Annotated in this window: 20 protein-coding genes and 3 tRNA genes; 11 read left to right on the forward strand and 12 right to left on the reverse strand. The window is 74.4% G+C overall.

The annotated features are described in order from the left end of the window. Positions 1-59 precede the first annotated feature (59 nt). Positions 60-992: an NAD-dependent epimerase/dehydratase family protein gene (locus KIK08_RS01995; RefSeq protein WP_214401208.1), complete on the forward strand. Its 933-nt coding sequence runs from the start codon at positions 60-62 to the stop codon at positions 990-992. 47 nt (positions 993-1,039) lie between these two features. Here the strand turns inward: KIK08_RS01995 and KIK08_RS02000 are convergent, their stop codons facing one another. The 7 genes from KIK08_RS02000 to KIK08_RS02030 all read right to left on the reverse strand — a co-directional run bounded on the left by KIK08_RS02000 (position 1,040) and on the right by KIK08_RS02030 (position 4,329). Continuing rightward, positions 1,040-1,243: a cold-shock protein gene (locus KIK08_RS02000; protein ID WP_214401209.1), complete on the reverse strand. Its 204-nt coding sequence runs from the start codon at positions 1,241-1,243 to the stop codon at positions 1,040-1,042. 246 nt (positions 1,244-1,489) lie between these two features. Further along, the gene (gene mftR, locus KIK08_RS02005) at positions 1,490-2,080 is read right to left on the reverse strand and encodes a mycofactocin system transcriptional regulator MftR (RefSeq protein WP_308257336.1); all 591 of its coding nucleotides are present in this window, start codon (positions 2,078-2,080) and stop codon (positions 1,490-1,492) included. A gap of 2 nt (positions 2,081-2,082) precedes the next feature. Continuing rightward, the gene (locus KIK08_RS41450) at positions 2,083-3,411 is read right to left on the reverse strand and encodes a GGDEF domain-containing protein (protein ID WP_214401210.1); all 1,329 of its coding nucleotides are present in this window, start codon (positions 3,409-3,411) and stop codon (positions 2,083-2,085) included. Between the two features lie 254 nt (positions 3,412-3,665). Further along, positions 3,666-3,739: transfer RNA gene (locus tag KIK08_RS02015), tRNA-Phe, on the reverse strand. Between the two features lie 31 nt (positions 3,740-3,770). Next, a tRNA-Asp gene (locus tag KIK08_RS02020) sits at positions 3,771-3,844 on the reverse strand. 60 nt (positions 3,845-3,904) lie between these two features. Continuing rightward, positions 3,905-3,977: transfer RNA gene (locus KIK08_RS02025), tRNA-Glu, on the reverse strand. A gap of 115 nt (positions 3,978-4,092) precedes the next feature. Continuing rightward, positions 4,093-4,329 carry a hypothetical protein gene (locus tag KIK08_RS02030; RefSeq protein ID WP_214401234.1) on the reverse strand — a complete coding sequence of 79 codons (237 nt, stop codon included), beginning with the start codon at positions 4,327-4,329 and terminating at the stop codon, positions 4,093-4,095. A 399-nt stretch (positions 4,330-4,728) separates the two neighbouring features. Here KIK08_RS02030 and KIK08_RS02035 point away from each other — a divergent pair, with 399 nt between their 5' ends. Together KIK08_RS02035 and KIK08_RS02040 are read left to right on the forward strand one after the other, a co-directional pair. Beyond that, a complete protein-coding gene (locus KIK08_RS02035; protein WP_214401211.1) occupies positions 4,729-4,995 on the forward strand; it encodes a heavy-metal-associated domain-containing protein in 267 nt (88 codons plus the stop codon). Positions 4,996-5,109: 114 nt separating this feature from the next. Beyond that, positions 5,110-5,544, forward strand: coding sequence for a hypothetical protein (locus KIK08_RS02040; protein WP_214401212.1), 435 nt, complete (start codon positions 5,110-5,112; stop codon positions 5,542-5,544). Here KIK08_RS02040 and KIK08_RS02045 read toward each other — a convergent pair. Next, the gene (locus tag KIK08_RS02045; protein WP_214401213.1) at positions 5,541-5,783 is read right to left on the reverse strand and encodes a hypothetical protein; all 243 of its coding nucleotides are present in this window, start codon (positions 5,781-5,783) and stop codon (positions 5,541-5,543) included. The two genes, KIK08_RS02040 and KIK08_RS02045, sit on opposite strands and share 4 nt — an antisense overlap. Positions 5,784-5,815: 32 nt before the next feature. Next, on the reverse strand, positions 5,816-7,174 hold the full coding sequence (locus KIK08_RS02050; protein WP_214401214.1) for a GDSL-type esterase/lipase family protein: 1,359 nt from the start codon (positions 7,172-7,174) through the stop codon (positions 5,816-5,818). A 308-nt stretch (positions 7,175-7,482) separates the two neighbouring features. On the opposite strand from KIK08_RS02050, the gene KIK08_RS02055 reads away from it, so the two are divergent. From KIK08_RS02055 to KIK08_RS02080, 6 genes are all read left to right on the forward strand, one after another. Beyond that, positions 7,483-9,360 (forward strand): propionyl-CoA synthetase, encoded by a 1,878-nt coding sequence (locus tag KIK08_RS02055; protein WP_214401215.1) that lies wholly within the window; start codon positions 7,483-7,485, stop codon positions 9,358-9,360. 180 nt (positions 9,361-9,540) lie between these two features. Continuing rightward, complete coding sequence (locus tag KIK08_RS02060; RefSeq protein ID WP_214401216.1) at positions 9,541-9,711, forward strand: hypothetical protein; 171 nt, start codon at positions 9,541-9,543, stop codon at positions 9,709-9,711. A gap of 96 nt (positions 9,712-9,807) precedes the next feature. Next, entirely contained in the window at positions 9,808-9,999 is a 192-nt protein-coding gene (locus KIK08_RS02065) for a ferredoxin (RefSeq protein WP_214401217.1), read from the forward strand. A gap of 176 nt (positions 10,000-10,175) precedes the next feature. After that, the gene (locus KIK08_RS02070; protein WP_214401218.1) at positions 10,176-11,795 is read left to right on the forward strand and encodes an acyl--CoA ligase family protein; all 1,620 of its coding nucleotides are present in this window, start codon (positions 10,176-10,178) and stop codon (positions 11,793-11,795) included. Continuing rightward, complete coding sequence (locus KIK08_RS02075) at positions 11,792-12,643, forward strand: MBL fold metallo-hydrolase (protein ID WP_214401219.1); 852 nt, start codon at positions 11,792-11,794, stop codon at positions 12,641-12,643. The genes KIK08_RS02070 and KIK08_RS02075 overlap by 4 nt, the downstream gene beginning before the upstream one ends. An 18-nt stretch (positions 12,644-12,661) precedes the next feature. Continuing rightward, complete coding sequence (locus tag KIK08_RS02080; protein WP_214401220.1) at positions 12,662-13,837, forward strand: MFS transporter; 1,176 nt, start codon at positions 12,662-12,664, stop codon at positions 13,835-13,837. On the opposite strand, the gene KIK08_RS02085 is transcribed toward KIK08_RS02080, so the two are convergent. Then, entirely contained in the window at positions 13,825-14,304 is a 480-nt protein-coding gene (locus KIK08_RS02085; RefSeq protein WP_308257337.1) for a CinA family protein, read from the reverse strand. The two genes, KIK08_RS02080 and KIK08_RS02085, sit on opposite strands and share 13 nt — an antisense overlap. Positions 14,305-14,344: 40 nt before the next feature. After that, the gene (locus KIK08_RS02090) at positions 14,345-15,172 is read right to left on the reverse strand and encodes a DUF72 domain-containing protein (protein ID WP_214401222.1); all 828 of its coding nucleotides are present in this window, start codon (positions 15,170-15,172) and stop codon (positions 14,345-14,347) included. Positions 15,173-15,197: 25 nt separating this feature from the next. On the opposite strand from KIK08_RS02090, the gene KIK08_RS02095 reads away from it, so the two are divergent. Continuing rightward, positions 15,198-16,043 (forward strand): serine hydrolase domain-containing protein, encoded by an 846-nt coding sequence (locus tag KIK08_RS02095; protein WP_214401223.1) that lies wholly within the window; start codon positions 15,198-15,200, stop codon positions 16,041-16,043. 45 nt (positions 16,044-16,088) lie between these two features. Here KIK08_RS02095 and KIK08_RS02100 read toward each other — a convergent pair whose 3' ends face one another. Further along, on the reverse strand, positions 16,089-16,649 hold the full coding sequence (locus tag KIK08_RS02100) for a hypothetical protein (protein ID WP_214401224.1): 561 nt from the start codon (positions 16,647-16,649) through the stop codon (positions 16,089-16,091). 652 nt (positions 16,650-17,301) lie between these two features. Here KIK08_RS02100 and KIK08_RS02105 point away from each other — a divergent pair. Continuing rightward, on the forward strand, positions 17,302-17,562 hold the full coding sequence (locus KIK08_RS02105; protein ID WP_214401225.1) for a DUF8836 family protein: 261 nt from the start codon (positions 17,302-17,304) through the stop codon (positions 17,560-17,562). The last annotated feature ends 147 nt before the right edge of the window (positions 17,563-17,709 follow it).

Here is a 17,709-nt window from a genome sequence, read left to right on the forward strand (position 1 = left end):
GGCGCAGGACCGGTCGTCGTGGCGCGCCGTCGGTCAGCGGTGACTGCCACGATGGCGCCATGCTGATCGTCACCGGAGCGGGCGGGTACCTGGGGAGCGCGCTGGTCGCGCTGGCCGTGGAGCAGGGCCGTGACGTGCGGGCGGTCGTCCGCGACGCGCGGCGGGCGGCGGCGGTGCTGCCGGCCGGGGTCGACGTCGCGGTGGCCGACCTCGCCGACGAGGAGGCGCTCGCGCGCGCGATGCGGGGGTGCACCGGCGTCGTGCACGTGGCCGGCACGGTGGGCGGCACCGCCGAGCAGACGCGCACGGCCAACGTCGAGGGCACGCGGCGGGCGCTGGACGCGGCGGTCGCCGCGGGCGCCGAGCGGTTCGTGCTCACCAGCAGCAGCGCCGCCGTGATGGACGCCGACGGCCTGGTCGCCGAGCAGCCGACCGGCCCGCCCGCGCTCACCGACCCGTACTCGGTGAGCAAGGCGGCCGCCGAGGCGCTGGTGCTCGGCGACGGGCGCATCGCGGCCGTGGTCGCCTGTCCGGTCAGCATCTACGGGCCCAGCCCGCGCGGGCCGCAGTCCTACAACCAGGTGCTGCTGGCCGCCGCCCGCGGCGACGAGCCGGTGGTCGTCGACTCGCCCATGGGCTGGGTGCTGGCCGCGGACGCCGCCGCCGGGCACCTGCTGGCCCTCGACCGCGGCGAGCCGGGGAGGCGGTACGTGCTGTGCGGGGAGGTCGCCTCGTTCGGGCGGGTGCTGCACGCGTTCGCCGACCGGACCGGGGGGCGGCGGGTGGCGACGCTGCCCCCGGGTTCCACGCTGCCCGACAGCGCCGGCACCTTCGCCCGGCGGTCGGAGGTCTACGGGAAGTTCCCGCCGGTGCGGGTGGACGACGCCGGGGCGCGCGCGCTCGGCTTCTCCCCGCGGGGCGTCGACGAGGGCGTCGCGCTGACCGCGCAGTGGTTGCGGCCGACCCAGCCTCCGACGCACCGAGGCCGGTGACCCCTGTGGGGGTCACCGGCCTCGAAGAGCTCCTGCCGGAGCTGGGCTCAGATCGGGCGGACCGTGTCGGCCTGCGGACCCTTGGCGCCCTGGCTCGCCTCGAAGGTGACCCGCTGGTTCTCCTCGAGGGTGCGGAAGCCGTCCGACTGGATGGCCGAGTAGTGGACGAAGACATCCGGACCGTTGTCGTCGGTCGCGATGAAGCCGAAGCCCTTCTCGGCGTTGAACCACTTGACGGTGCCCTGCGGCATACCTGATCTCCATACGTGAAGCGGACCCGGCCGGCACTGTGCCGACCGGTGGCTGCACGGGAAACACCGACGAGACGCAGATGCCTCTACTCACGCCTGTGAAGCCCACCGTCAACTTCCACGGACGCTTCACAACGATCGAGGAGGAACGACTGCAACCGGGGCGAAACCTATCACGGTCCGACGACGCCGAGGAGCACCCGGTAACGCTCGCGGGCCAGGATGCGACGCTCGGCCCAACGAAGATCACCTTCCGGAGGGGCGCACGTCGGCCGTCCGGTCGAGACCCGCCTCCAGGGCCCGGAACACCTCGTCGAGCAGGGTGTGCAGGTCGCCGCCGCCCTCCAGCCAGCGCTCGTAGGCGGCCAGCGCGACGCCCAGGCTGGCGTGCCCGATGGCCTGCGGGACGAGCCCGTCGACCGGCAGGCCGAGGCGGCGCCCGGCGTACTCGGCGACCACCCGGCGCCAGGCCGCGTAGCGCAGCGTGGAGTGCGCCTGCAGTGCGGGCGTGCCCAGGATCAGCCGCAGCCGCCTGCGGTGCCACGGCAGCTCGTCGGGGTGCACGTCGTTGAACGACAGCACCGCGGCCCGCACCCCGGCCAGCACCGACAGGTCGTCGGGCAGCGCGGCGAACGTCTCGCGCATCCGGTCGAGCTGCTCGTCGAACGCTCCCCAGGGGATGTCGTTCTTGGAGGCGTAGTAGCGGAACACCGTGCGCCTGCCGATGCCGGCGGCCGCGGCGATGTCGTCGACGGTGGTGGTGTCGAAGCCGCGGGCGCTGAACAGGTCCAGCGCGATGTGCTCTATCTCCGCGCGCGAAGTGACCGGGCGGCGCACGGTCAGGCCATCGGGAGCTGGCCGGCTCCCGCCCCCGCCACCGGTTCGACGCCGATGCGCACCGTGTTGCGCCCGGCCCGCTTGGCCGCGTACATCGCCGTGTCCGCGCCCTCGACCAGCTCCAGCAGCTCGCTGCCGTCGGACGGGAAGGTGGCGCCGCCGATGGAGACGGTGAGCGGGTCGACCTCCACCCGCCGCGGCGGCTGGCCGATCTCGACGACCAGCCGCAGGTCCTCGACGCGGCGGCGGATGCGGTCGGCGACGGCGTGCGCGGCGGCCGGGTCGTGGTCGCCGTCCAGGCCGGAGAGCAGCACGACGAACTCCTCGCCGCCGAACCGGCCGACCAGGTCCTCCTCGCGGACCTCGCCCTGCACGGCCTCGGCCACGGCGGCCAGCACCTCGTCGCCGACGAGGTGCCCGTGGTCGTCGTTGACCTTCTTGAAGTGGTCGATGTCGAGCACCAGCACCGTGGCCTGGGCGTCGGCCTCCTCGCTGCGGCGCAGGGCGCGGGTGGCGCGCACGTGCCACCCGGCCGAGGAGAGCAGGCCGGTCTTGCCGTCGGTGTCGACGGCGTCCTGGAGCTGGCGGACCAGCACCGTGCGGTGCAGCACGATCAGCGTGGGCAGCACGAACGCCGCGTAGGCGGGACCGAAGGCGGTCATCGCACCGGCGGCCAGTGCACCCATCGACAGCGTCGCGAACTCCAGGACGGCCTCGTCGAGCGGGCCCAGCAGCCTGCGGAAGGTGGCCATGTCCGGGGAGGTGCCGGTGGGCACCATGACCCCGACGACGAGCAGCATGTTGACCGCCGCGTAGGCGAGCAGGGCGAGCCCGACGATGAGCAACCCGACCGGGCTGCGGAACCGCTCGGCGGGGTCGACGGCGCCGATGACCGCGGCCGCCGCCTGCACCGACAGCACGATCGCGGCCGCGCTGAACACCACCCGGTGCGGTGGGACCGCGCCGGAGCGCCACGCCCGCACGTAGAGGTGGGCGTAGACGATCACCACGACGACCGCGGCCAGCGCACCGGGCAGCAGCGCGGCCGCGGCGAACGTCCAGACCGAGCTGAGGTCGATGTGCGGGCTGGCGTCGGTGCGGCGGCGGCGGCGCTCGACGCCAAGGGAGGCCTCGGTGCCGACGACGGCGGCCACGACGAGCACCGCGAGCGTCCAGCCCCATTGCGCCGGCAGGGCCGCCGGCAGCGCGAGCACCTGCAGCACGAGCACGGCCGCGGTGAGCAGGACGACGGCGATGACGGTGCCCAGCACCCGACCGGGCAGCGACCACACCGCCCACGTGCGGACGGCCAGCGGGTTCCGCCTCGGCACACGCACCCCCGGATTCGCTTCGGCCCGCCCGCGGCCCGATCGGCTTCCCCCCGCCCGAGGGCGATGCTAGCCATCCGACGACCTGGTCACAGCGCCCATCCGGAGACGTCCGGCGAAGGGCCGGTCAGCGTCGGGGAAAGGCGCCGCGGGCCCGGACGGGCGGAACCGGGCACGACGACATGATCGTACCCGCGCGTAGGGTCCGGGAAGGAGGTGCGGGGCCGGCGGCGCTCGCCGCGGACCGGGGAGAGGTGTGGCCAGGGGCGGGGTCGAACCGCCGACCTACCGCTTTTCAGGCGGTCGCTCGTACCAACTGAGCTACCTGGCCGTGCCGGCGCGGAGCACCGGACGATGTGGAGCGACCCAGACGGGACTCGAACCCGCGACCTTCGCCGTGACAGGGCGACGCGCTAACCAACTGCGCCACTGGGCCTTGCTGTGAATCTGCCTCGCTGTGCAACTGCGGAACTGATCGTACTGCCGAACTGTACCGTGCCCCCAACGGGATTCGAACCCGCGCTGCCGCCTTGAAAGGGCGGAGTCCTAGGCCGCTAGACGATGGGGGCTTGAGCCACCGGGGTGACCCCCGCCCGCAACGGCTGTCCGTTGGGAGCGATGAAATCATATGCCGGCCCGGTTCGCCCCCCGAATCCGGGGGGCACTTCCCGGCCCCGTCGCTGGTCAGCGACGCACGGGCGGCGGCAGGTCGGGGTTGGCGGAGATCAGGCCGAGCATGTCGAGCAGCTGGCGCAGGTCGTCGGAGTCCGAGCAGTTGCGGGCGACCACCATCCGCGCGCTGTGCAGCTGGTCCTCCGAGACGCGGTAGGCGTCGGCCGCGGTCCGCTGGCTCGGGATGGCCCCGGCCACCGAGCGGTCGTCCCCGACGTCCTGACGCGCGCTGCTGATGCCACTGCTCATTCGACGCTCCCCGTGCGATCGCAAGCATGCCCTCGACACCACCGGAGAGCTGCGGCGCGACGGCTCGTGGGCCACCCCGCCCCCGAGAGACCGGTCGAGATCCACCCGATCGGTGATCGGTGGACACGCCGGCGTCCCCCCACAACCACCCCCGTGGTCGTGACCGAGACGTTACCTAGCCGTTGTCGACGACGCACCCCGCTGGCCGGGTGAGACTGACGGGACGATCAGGGGTTGACGATCACTGGGAGCGATCACCCGACCACGCAGTGGTAGATTTCACCTGGACAGCAGGCGTAGCGTGCCGGATCGGCCGGTCCACGTCACACATGGCCGCTCTACGATCAGCGCCGAGGAGTCCGCGCCCCCGGGCTCCACGCCGAGAGGATGGCTTCCCCCATGTCCGTCCGCCCGTCCGCTCCGTCCCCCGTCGCGGTGCTCAAGCCCGCCGCGGGCCGCTTCCACACCACGGTCACCGTCGCGGGCATGGACTGCCCGCACTGCGTGCGCTCGGTCACCGAGGGGATCAACGGCATCGCCGGCGTCTGCGCGGTGCACGCCAACCTCGCCTCCGGCGCCGTCACCGTGCTCGCCGACCGCGAGGTGGCCGAGGCGGAGATCGCCGCCGCGGTCGACGAGGCCGGGTACGAGCTCGTCTCGTACTGACCTCCCGCTCCACCCCGAGCCGCACCCGCCGCCTGCGACGCGCTCGTTCGCCGCGCGCGTCGCGACGGTCCGGTGCGCCCGTGGGGTCCCCGGCCGCGCCCGTACCCTCCACCCATGTCGTTCCCGCTCCCGCCGCCCCAGCAGGGCCCGCCGACGCAGCAGCAGGGCCCCCGGCACCGCTCGGTGCCCGCGCCGCGGACCGCTACGGGCAGGCGCGCCGAGCCGCGGGGCGCCGACGCGCCGGAGGACGTCGAGCTCGACTCCTACCTGGCCGCGCTCGCCCCGACCACCGACGACCCGTCGCTGACCGCAGGCTTCGGCAACGCCCAGGTCTTCCAGCTGCGGCTGCCGGCGCTGCGGATCGAGCAGTTGCGCCGGATCGCCGAGGAGCGCGGGGTCTCGCCGGGCGCGCTCGCCGTCGACTGGGTGATCGACCGGCTGGACCGCGAGGACACCCCGACTGGGCCTTTCGCCGTGGTCGCGGAGGCCGAGAAGCGCCGGCGCAGCCCGTTGGGCAAGCTCAGCAGGCGCTCCCGGCGCGGCGACTAGCCCCGGGGGTCGGGCAGGACCGCGACGAGGAACGGCGCCGGCTCCGGCACTGCCCCGGCGCCCGACATCGGCCCGAGGGGCTTGGGTCTGCGCGGCTCGCGCACCCCCGCGGAGCCCTCCGGGTCGTCGGGGTCGTCGAGGTCGCGGGAGAGGACGTCGAAGGGGTCGACGACGGCGGGCACCGGGGTCCGGCTCTGCCGTCCCGGCCGCCGCTCCGGTCTGCGCCTGCCACGGGCCATGCCGTCGAGTGTGCCAGCTCACACCCGGGTTTTCACTGCCCCGGCGTGACGTTCGCGACCGGGGCGGAGCCGAGGCACGGGCTGCCGCTGAGCCGGGTGATGTCGACCGCGTCGGCCAGCGCCTGGTAGCCCGCCGCCGACAGGTGCAGGCCGTCGCCGGAGTCGAACTGGGGGGCCAGCCGGTCGCGGTCGGCCGGGTCGGCCACGGCGGCGGCGAAGTCGAAGACCCCGTTCGACATGGTCGGCCCCTGCGCCCTGATCCAGGCGTTGACGGAGTTGCGGGTGCCGGTCGCGCCCAGGGTGCCGTGCGCGCCCGCGGCCGACGGCGTGATGGTGGTCAGGTAGATCCGCCTGCCCTCGGCCCGGACCCTGGCCACGTACTTGCGCAGGCCGTCGACCACCTCGATCGCGTTGTGCCCGACGGCGATGTCGTTGGTGCCGATGTGCAGCACGACGTCCGTGGCGCCCGACGGCGCCAGCACGTCGCGCTCGAAGCGGGTCAGCGGGGAGTCGCCGTCGCGCTCCGGGTCGTCGCCGAGCAGGCGGTTGCGGGAGATGCCGGCGTTGAGCACGACCATGCGGGCGACCGGGTCGGCCGAGGGGTCGGTGAGCCTGCGGGCCAGCGCGTCGGTCCAGCGCTGGTCCACGCCGACGCTGCTGCCCACCCCGTCGGTGATCGAGTCGCCCACGGCCACCAGCGCGTTCACCGGGCGGGTCGTGAAGACGTCGAGGCCGGTCAGCACCGACCAGGAGCCGATGCTGTCCGGGAACGCGGCCGCGTCGGCGCGGGTGGCGTCGCCCGGACCCGACCGGTAGGACGTCTGCAGCGCCACCGAGTGCCGGGTGATCGTGTCCGGGACGGTGGTCAGGAAGACGCTGACCGCGATCGGGACGCCCGCCTCGGCGTGCAGCGGCACCGGGTCGCTGACCGCGTCGTCGCCGGCCGGGATGACGATCCGGGGCTCGTCGGTGAAGGTGACCGTGCGCTGCGTGCCCTCGGCGAGGGCGGCGCCGCCCTCCGAGCGGGCCACCGAGACGGCCCCGATCTCCAGCCCACTGCCGCCGTAGGCGTTGGACAGCCGCACCCGCAGCTGGGAGCCGCTGACCTGCGGGTGCACGATCATCCGCAGGGTCGTGCCGGCCAGGCCCGCCTCCCTCGGGGCGGCCTGCGGGGCGGCCTGCCAGCCGGTCACCCAGGTCGGCGCGCAGGCCATGGCCCCGGTGGGGGCGGCGCCGGCCTGCGCGACCGGGCCCACCCCGTAGGAGCCCGGCACGGCCAGCGCCAGCCCGGCGACGCAGGTGGCCGTCACGGCCACGCCCAGCCGGAAGCGGTCGACGATCGTGCGCCACTCGACCGGCCGGCGATGCCTGCGCCCCATCAGCCCGCTCACCCCCCGCGCGATTACGCGCCCGCGCGATCCCAGCCGCTTGAAGCCGAACGCCGACGCGGTTCCCGGACCGCCCACCACAAGCGACATGCACTACATGTAGACCTATCGTCACATATCGTTACTCCGCACAGCTCATCGGGCGTGTCGCAGTCGGCCCAGTGGACGGCGTGGCCCGCCTCCTGGGCAGGGCCATCGGGTCCGCTACGGGCGCCCCGGTGCTCCAGGGCCTGCCCCGGGCGCGGCGCGCGCCATAAGGTCGGGGCGACCACCGGGCCGCGGGGCCCGGCGCGACGGCGAGGAGGCCAGGCGTGGGTGCCTACGAGGACGTCTTCCGGTCCAGCACGGACGACCCGGAGGGGTTCTGGCTGGGGGCCGCGCGCTCCCTCGACTGGCACGTCGAACCCACCCGCGCGTTGGACGGCTCGAACCCGCCGTTCTACCGCTGGTTCCCCGATGGCGAGCTGAACGTCTGCCACAACGCGCTCGACCGCCACGTCGACGGTGGCCGCGGCGACCGGGCCGCGCTCGTCTACGACTCCCCGGTCACCGGCACCAAGCGGACCTACACCTACGCGCAGCTGCGCGACGAGGTGGCCCGGTTCGCCGGGGTGCTGGCCGGGCTGGGCGTCGGTCGCGGCGACCGCGTCGTGATCTACATGCCGATGGTCCCCGAGGCGGCCGTCGCGATGCTGGCCTGCGCCCGCATCGGCGCGGTGCACTCGGTCGTGTTCGGCGGGTTCGCGGCCAAGGAGCTCGCCGTCCGGATCGACGACGCACAGCCCGAGGTGATCGTCTCCGCGTCCTGCGGCATCGAGGGCAAGCGGGTCATCGAGTACAAGCCCCTGCTCGACCGCGCGATCGAACTGGCGACGCACAAGCCGACCAAGCGGGTGATCCTGGCCCGCCCGCAGGCCGACGCCGAGATGGGCCCGGACGACGTCGACTGGGCCGAGGCGATGGCCGCCGCCGAGCCGGCCGACTGCGTGCCGATGAAGGCGACCGACCCGCTCTACATCCTCTACACGTCCGGGACGACCGGGAAGCCGAAGGGGGTCGTGCGCGACGGCGGCGGCTACGCGGTCGCGCTGGCCTGGTCGATGCCCAACGTCTACGACGTCGGCGCCGGCGAGACGATCTTCACCGCGTCCGACGTCGGGTGGGTCGTCGGGCACTCCTACATCGTCTACGCGCCGCTGCTGGCCGGGGCCACGACCGTGCTCTACGAGGGCAAGCCCGTCGGCACGCCCGACGCGGGGCAGTTCTGGCGGGTGATCGCGGAGAACGGCGTGAAGAGCATGTTCACCGCACCGACCGCGTTCCGGGCCATCAAGAAGGAGGACCCCGACGGCGCGTTCACCCGCAAGTACGACCTGTCCGGCCTGCGGTACCTGTTCCTGGCCGGCGAGCGCCTCGACCCGGAGACCCACCGCTGGGCCTCCGACCTGCTGGGCATCCCGGTGATCGACCACTGGTGGCAGACCGAGACCGGCTGGCCGATCGTGGCCAACCCGGCCGGCATCGAGCTGCTGGAGATCAAGCCGGGCTCGCCGACCCGGCCGCTGCCCGGCTGGGACGTGCGCGTGCTGGACGGCTCGGGCAACCCGGTGGAGCCCGGCACCGACGGCGCCATCGTGGTGAAGCTGCCGATGCCGCCGGGCGCGCTGCCGACCCTGTGGAACGACGACGAGCGGTTCGTCCGCTCGTACGTGTCGACATTCGACGGCTTCTACCTCACCGGCGACGGCGGGCGCATCGACGCCGACGGCTACGTCTACGTCATGGGCCGCACCGACGACGTCATCAACGTCGCCGGGCACCGGCTCTCCACCGGCGGCATGGAGGAGGTACTGGCCTCGCACCCGGCCGTCGCCGAATGCGCCGTCATCGGCGTGGCCGACCGGATGAAGGGCCAGGTGCCGCGCGGCTTCGTGGTCCTCAAGGCGGGCGTCGAGGTCGACGAGGAGGCGCTGCGGGCCGAGCTCGTGCAGCTGGTGCGCGACCAGGTCGGCGCCGTCGCCTCGCTGAAGGAGGTGGCCGTCGTGCCGGCGCTGCCCAAGACCCGCTCGGGCAAGATCCTGCGCAAGACGATGCGCGGCATCGCCGACGGCCTCGACGAGCCGGTCCCGTCGACCATCGAGAGCGCCGACGTCCTCGACGCGCTGCGCCCGGTGCTGCGGCGCGACTGAGCCGCATGCCAGAGGCCTTCGGCCCGTCGTTGACGGCTGTTCGGAGCAATTTGGCGGCTTTGCGTCACTGCGGTGTTAACGCCGCCGGGCGCGAACCGGATGGGTGGGGCGGGGCCGTCGCGGCGGCCCCCGCCCCGCCCGCGCCCACCCGGGCCGCCCCCGCCCCGAGAGGACGCAGCCGTGCGCCCCTTCCCCACCCGCCGCACCGCCGTGCTCGGCGCCCTGGTCAGCGCCGGGGTCGCCGCCACGATGCTGGCCACCGCGGCGGTCCACGCCCCCGGCCCGGCGCCGTCCGCGGCGGCCACCGTCCAGATGCGCCCGCACGGCCCGGTGACCACCGCCGAGCGCTGACCCACCGCCGGGTTAGGGTCGCTTCACCGCAGGTGAGGGCACCCGAACCGGCAACCCCGGCTACCCCGGGAAGTCGCGCGGGTGCACCATGGGGCCATGAAGGTCGTGGTCGACTTCGATCTGTGCGAGTCCAACGCCGTCTGCATGGGGATCGCCCCCGAGGTGTTCGAGGTGCGTGATGACGACTACCTCTACATCCTCGACGAGAACCCCCCGGAGGCGCTGCGCCCCAAGCTGGAGCAGGCCGTAGCGGGCTGCCCGCGCGCGGCCATCCGCCTCGAAGGCTGATCCGTCCGGCGCCGGTGGCGCCGCGCGGTGTCCCGGGCTCCCTGGTTCAGGAAAGCCACGATGCTGCCCGCAGAGTTCAGCATCGTGGCTTTCCTGAACTCTGGACGGGGGTGGTTGCCCGGCGGGCGGGCAGGGCTGAGGATCAGCGGAGACCTGCCGCACGCCGAGGAGAGCCGATGACCGCCGCCGAGAACGCCGTCTGGAACACCCCGCTGACCCCGCTGGCGTTCCTGGACCGCTCGGCGCAGGTCTTCCCCGACCGCACCGCGATCGTCTACGGCGAGCGCCGCCACACCTACGCCGAGTTCGCCGCCGAGGTGAACCGGGTGGCGCACGCGCTGCGCGGCTCCGGGATCTCGCGCGGCGACCGGGTGGCCTACCTGCTGCCCAACGTCCCGGAGATGCTGGTGGCGCACTTCGCGGTGCCGCTGGCCGGGGCGGTGCTGGTCGCCATCAACACCCGGCTGTCCACCGACGAGGTGCGCTACATCCTCGACCACTCCGGGGCCAAGCTGCTGGTCGTCGACGCCGCGCTGCACCCCACGGTCGCCCCGGTCGCCGGCGCGCTGAAGACCGTGGAGGAAATCATCACGGTGATCGACCCGGTCAGCCCGGGCGACGGCACCGGCAGCGGCGTCACCTACGACGACCTGCTCGCCCGCGGCAACGACGAGCCGCTGCCGTGGACGGTGGCCGACGAGACGGCGAACATCTCGATCAACTACACGTCCGGCACGACCGGGCGCCCCAAGGGCGTCATGTACTCCCACCGCGGCGCCTACCTGAACTCGTTCGGCGAGGTGGTGCACTCCGGGCACACGTTCGACAGCGTCTACCTGTGGACGCTGCCGATGTTCCACTGCAACGGCTGGTGCACCCCGTGGGCGATCACCGCGGTCGGCGGCACGCACGTCTGCCTGCGAGAGGTGCGCGGCGACACCATCTGGCAGCTGATCACCGAGCACGGCGTGACGCACCTGAACGGGGCCCCCACCGTCGTCACGACGATCCTGCGCGCGCCGGAGGCCGTCGCGCTGGACAAGCCCATCACCATCACCACCGCGGGCGCCCCGCCCGCGCCGACGACGATCGCGCACGCCGAGCGGATGGGCTTCCGGATCGTGCACGTCTACGGGCTCACCGAGACCTACGGCCCGTACTCGGTCAACCAGTTCCAGCGCGAGTGGGCCGACCTCGAGGTCGACGAGCGGGCCCGGTTGCAGGCCCGCCAGGGCGTCGGGATGGTCTGCGCCGACCAGCTGCGCGTGGTCGACGCCGACATGAACGACGTGCCGGCCGACGCGACCACCATGGGCGAGGTCGTCATGCGCGGCAACAACGTCATGCTCGGCTACTACGACGACCCCGCCGCCACCGAGAAGGCCTTCGAGGGCGGCTGGTTCCACTCCGGCGACCTGGGCGTCCTGCACCCCGACGGCTACGTCGAGCTGCGCGACCGGGCCAAGGACGTGGTGGTCTCCGGCGGGGAGAACATCTCGACCATCGAGGTGGAGCAGGCCATCGTCAGCCACCCCGCCGTGCTGGAGGCCGCCGTGATCGGCGTCCCCGACGAGCAGTGGGGCGAGCGGCCCAAGGCGTTCGTGGTGCTCGCGCCCGACCAGCGGGCCACCGGCGAGGAGCTCATCGAGCACGTCAGGACCAGGATCGCCCGGTACAAGGCGCCGCGCGAGGTCGAGCTGGTCGAGGCGCTGCCCAAGACCTCCACCGGCAAGGTGCAGAAGTTCGAGCTGCGCGAACGCGAGTGGGCCGGGCAGACCAGCCGCATCCGGGGATGACCGACACCTGGGCGGAGGTCGCCGACCGGGTGTTCGTCCGCCGGCACCGCAGCCTCGACCTCAACGTCGTGCTGGTCGTCGGCGACGGGGCCTGCCTCGTCGTCGACACCCGGTCCGACGAGGTCGAGGGCGCCGAGCTGGCCGCCGCCGTCCGGGCCGTCAGCCCGCACCCGTGGACGGTGGTCAACACCCACTTCCACTACGACCACGCCTTCGGCAACGCCGCCTTCCGGCCGGCCGAGATCTGGGGCCACGAGCGCTGCGGCGAGGTGCTGCGGGGCCCGGAGGGCGAGCGGATGCGGGAGCGGATCGTGCGGCGCTACCGGGAGGCGGGCGAGTCCGCCGCCGCGGACCGGATCGACGCGGCCGAACTGGTCGCCCCCGACCGGATCGTCGCCGAGGCCGCCGACCTCGACATCGGCGGGCGCGCGGTGCAGCTGCGCCACCTCGGCCGCGGCCACACCGACAGCGACCTGGTGGTGCTGGTGCCCGACGCCGACGTCCTGCTGGCCGGCGACCTGGTCGAGGAGGGGGCGCCGCCGCAGTTCGGCGACGGCTTCCCCTTGGAGTGGCCGGCCACGATGGACGCGATCGCCGAGCTGGCCACCGGGTCGGTGGTGCCGGGGCACGGCGCCGTCGTCGACGCGGGGTTCGTGCGCGAGCAGCGCGGCGAGCTGGCCCGGCTCGCCGCCGCGGCCCGGGCCGGGCACGCCGACGGCCGCCCGGCCGCGGACGTCGCGCGCGAGCTGCCCTACTTCGGCGGGTTCGCGCTGCCGGCCGTCCGACGCGCCTACCTGCACCTGACCGACGAGGGGATCCGGTCACACGTGCGGCCGACCGGCGGGTAGTCCGTTAGCGTTGCTCATATGTCCCGAGCCGGTCGGGCCGCGGCGGGAGCGGTCACCACCACGACCGTCTGCACGCTCCCCGTCTTCCTGACCGGAGGGCTGGCCGTGCAGATCTCCGCCGAGCTCGGCTTCGACCCGGCCGGCTTGGGACTCGTCGTCGCGCTGTTCTTCGCGGTCAGCGCGCTCGCCTCGCTGCCCAGCGGGTGGCTCGTCGAGCGGTTCGGGTCGGTGCCCACCAGCCGGGCAGCCGTCGTCGGGGCGGCGCTGGTGATGACCGCGCTGGCCACCCTGGCCCGGTCCTACGCCGCGCTCGTGGTGATCCTGCTGTGCGGGGCGTGGTGCAACGTGCTGGGCCAGCTCGCCTCCAACATGACGCTGGCCCGCTACGTGCCGGCGGAGCGGCTGGGGCTGTCGTTCGGGGTCAAGCAGTCGGCCATCCCGCTGGCCACGCTGCTGTCCGGGGCGGCGGTGCCGGCCGTCGCGCTGACCGTCGGCTGGCGGTGGGCGTACGCGATCGGCGCCGTCCTGGCGCTCGCCGCGCTGCCGCTGACGCCCCGGGAGAGCATCCGGCGCGAGCGCACGGCCGCCGACGGCGAGCTGGCCACCGCCGCGCTGTCGGTGATCGGGATCGCGGCCGGGCTGGCCGCCGCGGCGTCCAGCGCGTTGGGGATCTTCCTGGTGGCCTCGGCGGTCGACCGCGGCGTGGACGCCGGTCTGGCCGGGCTGACCCTGACCCTGGGCAGCGTCGTCGGCCTGGTCCTGCGGCTGCTGCACGGCTGGGCGGCCGACCGCCGCTCCGGCGGGCACATCGCGGTCGTCGCCGCCAGCCTCCTGCTCGGGGCGGGCGGCCTCGCGCTGCTGGCCGCGCCCGGCGCCGTGGCGCTGGTCCTCGGCACGGTGCTGGGGTTCGGCCTGGGCTGGGCGTGGCCGGGGCTGCTGCAGTTCGCGGTGGTCCGGCTCAACCCGTCGGCGCCGGCGGCGGCGACGTCGATCGTGCAGGTCGGGGTGTACGGCGGCGGCTTCGCGGGGCCGATCGGCTTCGGCTTCCTGGCCACCCACCTGTCCTTCCCGGCCGCCTGGCTGATCGGCGCGGGCACGATGCTGGTGGCCGCGGCGCTGATGGTCGTCGGGCGGCGGATGCTGGTCGCGCACCGCGTGGCCCAGGGGGCCGGCGCCGCGGCTCAGCCCTCCTGAGCTTCGAGGTAGGCGACCAGGGCGTCCAGGGCCGCGGTGGTGGACGCGCTGAGCACCTCCATCGGCTCGTCGCCGTCGAACTGCAGCCGGACGACCCGGTGGTGGTCCTCGGCGTCGACGGCGAGGAACACCGTGCCCGGCTCGCGGCCGTCCTGCGCGGAGGGCCCGCCGGCCCCGGTGACCGCGACGGCCACGTCGGCCAGCAGCATCTCCCGGGTGCGGCGGGCCATGGCGCTGGCCGCCTCCGCGTGCACGACCTCCTCGGTGGGCACGCCCAGCAGCTCGTGCTTGACCTCCGTCGAGTAGGCGACGATCGCGCCCCGGTACCACTGGCTGGCCTGCTCGGCGGCGGCCAGCGCGGTCGAGATCTGGCCGCCGGTCAAGGACTCGGCGACGGCCACCGTCAGCCCGCGCCGCCCGGCCAGCTCGGCCACCCGGGCCGCGGCCCGCTCGTCGCGCGTCGTCACTGTTGATTCCACCCGGCGCCCGTACCCGGATGCGGCCTCTCTATGCCGCGAGCCGCCCGGCCAGGGAGATCGCGTCGTGGGGCGCGTGGACCTTGGCGTCGTTGTCGAAGTAGGCGACGACGTCGAGGCCGTCGTCGCGCCAGCCCCGCATCCGCTCGGCCATCGCGTCCAGCGCGTCCGGCGGGTACCCGCCGGCGTACAGCTCGCCGTAGCCGTGCATCCGCAGGTAGACCAGGTCGGAGGTGACCTGGTCGAACGTCGGCCAGGTCCCGGCCGAGTCGGCGATCACCGTGGCCACCCCCTGCTCGCGCAGGAGCGCGGCGAACCCGGGGTCGTGGAAGCTCTCGTGGCGCGGCTCGACGGCGTGCCGGATCGGCCGGTCGGCGTCGGTGGTCAGGTGGTTGCGGCCCACCAGCCGCTCGTCGTGCCCGGCGGCCAGCTCCGCGGCGGCCGCGGTGCTGCGCGGCAGCTGCTCCAGGAAGCCGCCCAGCTTGTCGGCGTCGAACCGCATCCGCGGCGGCAGCTGCCACAGCACCGGGCCGAGCTTGGGCCCGAGCGCCAGCACGCCGGAGGCGAAGAAGTTGGCCAGCGGCGTGCCGACGTCGCGCAGCTGCTTCATGTGCGTGACGAACCGCGGCCCCTTCACCGCGAACAGGAAGTCCTCCGGGGTGCGCCGGGCCCACGCGGCGAAGCTCTCCGGGCGCTGCAGCGAGTAGAACGAGCCGTTGATCTCGACGGTGTCCACCAGCCCGGACAGGTGCTCCAGCTCGAGGCGCTGGGGCAGCCCCGGCGGGTAGAAGACGCCGCGCCACGGCGGGTAGAGCCACCCCGAGGTGCCGATCCTGACCCGTGCCACCCGGGTGAGCATTCCAGCGGCGGGGCAGGATGGCCGGGTGGACGCAGCAGCGCTCGGGAAGGCCGCGCGGACGGCGCTCGACTGGCCGGTGGACAACGTGGCGGTGGCCGTGGTCGGGGCGGACGGCGCGGTACTGGCCGACGCCGGGGAGCCCGACCGGGTGTTCCGGCTGGCCTCGGTGACCAAGCTCCTCACCGCCTACGCCACGCTCGTCGCGGTCGAGGAGGGCGCCGTCGAGTGGGACACCCCGGCCGGTCCCCCCGGATCGACCGTGCGCCACCTCGCGGCGCACGCCTCCGGCCTGCCGTTCGAGGCCGGGGCCAGCGAGCTGCGGGTGCAGGCCGAGCCGGGCGCCCGGCGGATCTACTCCAACACCGGGTTCGAGGTGCTGGCCGCCGCCATCGCCGCGGCCGCCGGCATGGCGTTCGCCGACTACCTGCACGAGGCCGTCTGCGTCCCGCTCGACCTGGCCGCCACCCGGCTGGAGGGCTCGGCCGGCGCCGGTGCCGTCTCCACCGGCGCCGACCTGGTCCGGTTCGCCGCCGAGCTGCAGGCCCCGACGCTCGTCCACCCCGACACGCTGCGCGAGGCCACCCGCGTCGCGTTCCCCGATCTCCCCGGCGTGCTCCCCGGCTTCGGCCGGCAGAACCCCAACGACTGGGGGCTGGGCTTCGAGCTGCGCGACGGCAAGTCCCCGCACTGGACGGGCTCGGCCAGCTCGCCGTCGACGTTCGGGCACTTCGGCCAGTCCGGCACGTTCCTGTGGGTCGACCCGGACGCCGCGGTGGCGGCGGTCGCGCTGACCGACCGCGACTTCGGGGAGTGGGCGCAGCGGGCCTGGCCGGCGTGGACCGATGCCGTGCTGGCCGCGCTGCGGGGCTGACCGGTCAGCCGCCCGCACGGGGGAGGTCGACGCCGGGCGGGAGCTTCAGGGTCGCCGTCGGCGAGGCGACCGCGCCGGTGAGGTCGACGTCGGCGACCTCGATCCACCGCAGGTCGGCGAAGTCGGCGACGACGCACCCGCCCAACCCGGTCGCTCCGAGCAGCCGGGCGTCCTGCAGGGAGAGGCCGCCGGTAGGCGTTGGGCGGTGAGCCGCACCTGGCGCTCCCGGTCCTCGGCGGCCTCCGCGTCCGACACCCGCGCGCCGGTCGGATCGGCGAAGTCGTTGCGGTCGATGTCGGCGGCGGTGCCCTCGTAGGCCCGGTGGAAGAAGGGACGCCGCAGGTAGGCGCAGAGGACGTCGACGACCGTCTGGGCGTACGCCGGGTTCGCGCGGGCCGGCCCGGCCAGCGCGTGCATCGCCCCGAGGCGCACCTGGTCGGCCTCGTTGCCGAGCATCTCGATCGACCGCGCGAACCGCTCGTTGGTCACCCGGTCGCCCTCCAGGCGCAGCCGGTCCTCCTCGACGCCCTGGCGCGCCTCCTCGGTCCGCCGGCGGCGGTCGTTGAGCCACAGCGCGTAGAGCGCCACCACGGAGGCGCCGGCCACGCCGCCGGTGCGCAGGCCCTCCGACAGGCCGGCGGCGGGGCACTGGCACCGCGGCGGTGATCCCGGCGGTCACGGCGATCGCGGCGGCGATGGTCCCGGCCAGCACAGCGCCCTGTCGTCGACGGGTCGGTTCGGCCACCCGGCCATCCTGGTGGCGGTGCCGGAAATCGGGTGCGCGGGGCGGGAATCATCGGGCAGCCTGGTCCGTTGTGCAGAGCGTCCGGACCGGGCGAGCTGTGTCCCCGGGTCTCACATATCAAGAGCCTTCACGGAATACCGCCTGGCTGGAGCCGTGTCGTGCCGTTCGCCGCGAGGCGACCAGCGCTCGGTCCGGATGCAGGTCGGGTCCCCGGGAATCTTCTCGGGCGCCCGACCGTTGGAAGGAGTGTCCGGGCCGGGTGACCTGTGTCCCCGGGTCTCATTACGAAGAGCCAGTGCGGAACACCGTTCGGCTGGAGCCGCACTGTGCCGGCCGCCGCGAGGCGACCAGCACCTGGCTCGGGCACCCATCCACCACGCGACCCGCTCCCCCGAGCCCGCCGCGCCCGGCGCCTCCACCGCCGTGTGGCGCGGCCGCCAGGGCGGCGCCGCCCCCGACGGCGCCGCCCCCACCAGCCTGCACCGATCGGGGACGCACGGGAGACGAGGGACCATGAAGGGCGACCGGGTAGAGATCGTCATCGACGCCGGCAGCGGCACCACCCGCACGTACGACGTCACGGCCACGCGCGCGGGCCGCCGCGTCGTGGTCACGCACTCGCGCGGCACCGTCGAGGTCAGCGAGGTCACGCGCGGTGGCAGCACCGTGCGCACCGCGCGGTTCCTGGCCAACCGGGTCCTCGCGCTCGTCGAGCACCCCGCGGGCGATGAGCCGACGCCCGACGAAATCACGCCCACCCTGCGCACCGCCTAGCCCGAGTAGAAGGCACACTGCGAGCACGATGTCCCCGACCCGAACCCGCGCCGACGCGCCCGCGACCGGCCGCGAGGACACCGTGCGGCAGTCCGGTGCCGACCACGCACCCGCCGGGCCCGGCGACCGGTCCGACCGCGCCGAGGA

It is taken from the genome of Pseudonocardia lacus (assembly GCF_018531445.1).
In the GTDB taxonomy this organism is placed as follows: Bacteria; Actinomycetota; Actinomycetes; order Mycobacteriales; family Pseudonocardiaceae; genus Pseudonocardia; species Pseudonocardia lacus.

Excerpts from the sequence above, each read along its gene's own strand:
- KIK08_RS02045 (WP_214401213.1), bottom strand. The coding sequence starts at position 5,783 with ATGGCCCGTGGCAGGCGCAGACCGGAGCGGCGGCCGGGACGGCAGAGC.
- KIK08_RS02000 (WP_214401209.1), bottom strand. The coding sequence starts at position 1,243 with ATGCCGCAGGGCACCGTCAAGTGGTTCAACGCCGAGAAGGGCTTCGGC.
- KIK08_RS02075 (WP_214401219.1), top strand. The coding sequence starts at position 11,792 with ATGACCGACACCTGGGCGGAGGTCGCCGACCGGGTGTTCGTCCGCCGG.
- KIK08_RS02065 (WP_214401217.1), top strand. The coding sequence starts at position 9,808 with ATGAAGGTCGTGGTCGACTTCGATCTGTGCGAGTCCAACGCCGTCTGC.
- KIK08_RS02105 (WP_214401225.1), top strand. The coding sequence starts at position 17,302 with ATGAAGGGCGACCGGGTAGAGATCGTCATCGACGCCGGCAGCGGCACC.
- KIK08_RS02090 (WP_214401222.1), bottom strand. The coding sequence starts at position 15,172 with ATGCTCACCCGGGTGGCACGGGTCAGGATCGGCACCTCGGGGTGGCTC.
- KIK08_RS02040 (WP_214401212.1), top strand. The coding sequence starts at position 5,110 with ATGTCGTTCCCGCTCCCGCCGCCCCAGCAGGGCCCGCCGACGCAGCAG.
- KIK08_RS01995 (WP_214401208.1), top strand. The coding sequence starts at position 60 with ATGCTGATCGTCACCGGAGCGGGCGGGTACCTGGGGAGCGCGCTGGTC.
- KIK08_RS02030 (WP_214401234.1), bottom strand. The coding sequence starts at position 4,329 with ATGAGCAGTGGCATCAGCAGCGCGCGTCAGGACGTCGGGGACGACCGC.
- KIK08_RS02080 (WP_214401220.1), top strand. The coding sequence starts at position 12,662 with ATGTCCCGAGCCGGTCGGGCCGCGGCGGGAGCGGTCACCACCACGACC.
- KIK08_RS02070 (WP_214401218.1), top strand. The coding sequence starts at position 10,176 with ATGACCGCCGCCGAGAACGCCGTCTGGAACACCCCGCTGACCCCGCTG.
- KIK08_RS02035 (WP_214401211.1), top strand. The coding sequence starts at position 4,729 with ATGTCCGTCCGCCCGTCCGCTCCGTCCCCCGTCGCGGTGCTCAAGCCC.